General features: G+C 66.2%; 4 protein-coding genes. All 4 read left to right on the top strand.

Annotation, left to right across the window (positions count from 1 at the left end):
• Positions 1-1231 (top strand): TldD/PmbA family protein (locus tag MOV74_RS34610; RefSeq protein WP_246931456.1); only part of this gene is annotated, 1231 nt, incomplete at its 5' end.
• Complete coding sequence (locus MOV74_RS34605; RefSeq protein WP_246931454.1) at positions 1218-2036, top strand: 3'(2'),5'-bisphosphate nucleotidase CysQ; 819 nt, start codon at positions 1218-1220, stop codon at positions 2034-2036. The genes MOV74_RS34610 and MOV74_RS34605, both read left to right, overlap by 14 nt.
• A gap of 62 nt (positions 2037-2098) precedes the next feature.
• A complete protein-coding gene (locus MOV74_RS34600; protein WP_007596929.1) occupies positions 2099-2341 on the top strand; it encodes a DUF4170 domain-containing protein in 243 nt (80 codons plus the stop codon).
• Complete coding sequence (locus MOV74_RS34595) at positions 2338-3051, top strand: lysophospholipid acyltransferase family protein (RefSeq protein WP_246931452.1); 714 nt, start codon at positions 2338-2340, stop codon at positions 3049-3051. Before MOV74_RS34600 ends, MOV74_RS34595 begins: the two co-directional genes overlap by 4 nt.
• The last annotated feature ends 122 nt before the right edge of the window (positions 3052-3173 follow it).

Raw genomic sequence — 3173 nt, 5'->3', positions numbered from 1 at the left:
CGAGGTGCGCGACGGGCGCGTCGAGGAATCCGAGCGCTCGGAGGGCGACGATGTCGGTCTGCGCGTGCTGGTCGGCCAGCGCCAGGCGGTGGTCTCGACCAACGACGTCAGCGGCGATGCCGTCACCAAGCTCGCCGAACGCGCGGTCGCGATGGCGCGCGTTGCGCCCGACGACAAATATGTCGGCCTCGCCGATCCCGCGCTGCTCGCACGCGACTTCCCCGATCTCGACCTGCTCGATCCCGACGTGCCCGCCACCAGCGAGCTCGAGCGCCGCGCCCTCGAAGCCGAGGCTGCTGCCCTCGCCGTGAAGGGTGTCACCAAATCCGGCGGCGCCTCGGCCTCCGCCGGCATGGGCGGCATGGTGCTGGTCACCTCGACCGGCTTCCACGGCTCCTATTTGCGCTCCAGCCAGGGCATCTCCGCCACCGCCATCTCTGGCGAAGGTACCGGCATGGAGCGCGATTACGACTTCACCTCGGCGCCGCATGGCGCGGACCTGTTGTCGCCGCAAATCGTCGGCCGCTCCGCCGGCGAGCGCACCGTGGCGCGCTCCAATCCGCGCAAGGTCGAGACCTGCAAGGTGCCGGTCGTGTTTGATCCGCGCGTTGCCGGCTCCCTGGTCGGCCATGTCGTCGGCGCCATCAACGGCGCCTCGATCGCGCGCAAGACCAGCTTCCTGAAGGACAAGCTCGGCCAGCAGCTGTTTGCGAAGAACATCCGCATCGTCGACGATCCCTTGCGCAAGCGCGGCTTGCGCTCGCAGACCTTCGATGCCGAGGGCGTCGCGGTGAAGAAGATCGCGCTGATCGACGAGGGCGTGCTGACGACCTGGCTGCTCGACTGTGCCACCGCGCGCGAGCTCGGCCTCACCACCACTGGGCACGCCCATCGCGGCGTGTCGTCTTCGCCGTCGCCCGGCCCTTACAATCTGCATCTCGAGCCCGGCACACCGAGCCCGGCCGAACTGATCTCCGACATCAAGCAGGGTTTCTACGTCACCGACCTGATCGGCTCGGGCGTCAACGGCGTCACCGGCGACTACAGCCGCGGCGCCTCCGGCTTCTGGATCGAGAACGGCGAGATCACCTATCCCGTCAGCGAGGTGACGATCGCCGGCCATCTGTTCGAGATCTTCAAGTCGATGCAGCCGGCGAACAATCTCGAGTTCCGCTACGGCGTCAATGCGCCGACGGTGCGCATCGAGGGTTTGACGCTTGGCGGACGTTGAGGCGAACGCCCCGGGCGAAACCATCCGGACGCGCGACGCCGCGCTGCTGCGAGACACGGTGCGAGAAGCGGGTGCGCTGGCACAGTCGATGTTCCGCACCGAGCTGAAGAAGTGGACCAAAGGCGCCTCTTCGCCGGTGTCGGAAGCCGACATCGCCGTCAACGATTTGCTCGAAGCACGCCTGCGCGCGGCGACGCCGGACTATGGCTGGCTGTCCGAGGAAAGCGTCGACGACGCGGCGCGGCTGTCGCGGCGGCTGACCTGGATCGTCGATCCCATTGACGGCACGCGCAACTATCTCAACGGCCACGACGACTGGTGTGTCAGCGTCGCGCTGGTCGAGGATGCCACACCGGTGCTCGCCGCGGTGTTCGCGCCGACGAGCGGGGAGTTCTTCTTCGCGGTCCGCGGCCGAGGCACGACGCTGAACGAGAAGCCCGTGCGGGCGGCGGGCGGATCGGAGCTCGACTTTGCCCGTGTCGCCGGCCCGAAACCGCTGGTCGAGCGGCTCAACAGCTCAGGCAACGAGATCAAGCTGCATCCGCGAATCGGTTCGCTCGCGCTGCGCCTGTGCCGGGTCGCCCATGGCGCGCTGGATGCGGCTTTTGCGGGGGGCAACAGCCATGATTGGGACCTTGCGGCGGCCGATTTGATCGTGCAGGAAGCCGATGGTAGGATGAGCGACCTCTCCGGAGAACCCATCCTCTATAACCGCCGGGAAGTGGCGCACGGGGTGCTGGTGGCAGCGGGGCGCGATCGTCATGCGGGCATTGTCGCGCATTTTCGAAACCGTCCCATAGCCTAAGGCGCTTTTCGTCGTGCTTGTCGAACACTGCTTTGCCGGGCAGCCCTTTAGGAACAGGACTCATGCCAGATAGTGCCCCGCAACAATTGCTTCACCTCGTCGTCGGCGGCGAACTCGTCGATCTCGAGCACAACACCTTCAAGAATCTCGACGACGTCGAGATCGTCGGCCTCTATCCGAATTATGCCACCGCCCACGCCGCCTGGCGGGCCAAGGCGCAGAGCACGGTCGACAACGCGCAGATGCGCTATTTCATCGTCCATCTCCACCGGCTGCTCGACCCGAATCAAGAACCGGCGCGTTGAAAAAACTGCTTCGCAATACGCTGCGAAGCAGCTGGCTTCAGCGTGCCGTCGGGGTTCTGGCGGCCGAATACCTGCGTCTGGTCTGGCGCACCAACAAGTTCACGTTCGATCCGCCTGATGTCTATGACATCGTCGAGCCGCAGATCCCGGCGATCTTCGCCTTCTGGCACGGCCAGCATTTCCTCACCCCCTTCATCAAGAACAAGGACTCCTATCGGGCCAAGGTGCTGATCTCCCGTCACCGCGACGGCGAGTTCAACGCCATCGCGGTGGAGCGGCTCGGCATCGGTCTGATCCGCGGTTCCGGCGATCATGGCAGCGCGTTCCACCGCAAGGGCGGGGTCGGCGCCTTCAAGGAAATGGTGCGGACGCTTCAGGACGGCTGTAATGTCGCGCTGACCGCCGATGTCCCCAAGCGCGCGCGCGTGGCCGGGCTCGGCATCATCATGCTGGCACGGGAATCGGGGCGGCCGATCATGCCTTTCGCGATGGCGACCAGCCGCTTCATCCGGCTGAAGAACTGGGACCGCACCACCATCAATCTGCCATTCGGGCGGGGCGCATTGGTCGGCATCAAGGAAATCCACGTTCCACCCGATGCCGACGCCGCCACGATGGAAGCGCTGCGGCTGGAGCTGGAAGAGACGTTGAACGAGGCGACCCGCCGCGCCTACGCGCAGCTCGGCCGCCCGGGGCCTCAAGATGCCTAAATCGCTGCCCATTGCGCTGCCGATCACGCTGCGGATGTATCGGCGCCTGGCCTCCGGCCTGGTGCCGCTTGCCCCTGCGCTGATCAAGCGGCGGCTGAAGCAGGGCAAGGAAGACCCTGCGC

Origin of the sequence: Bradyrhizobium sp. SHOUNA76, from assembly GCF_023006445.1 — a bacterium.
In the GTDB taxonomy this organism is placed as follows: domain Bacteria; phylum Pseudomonadota; class Alphaproteobacteria; order Rhizobiales; family Xanthobacteraceae; genus Bradyrhizobium.
This window is presented reverse-complemented; position numbering and strand designations above follow the sequence as displayed.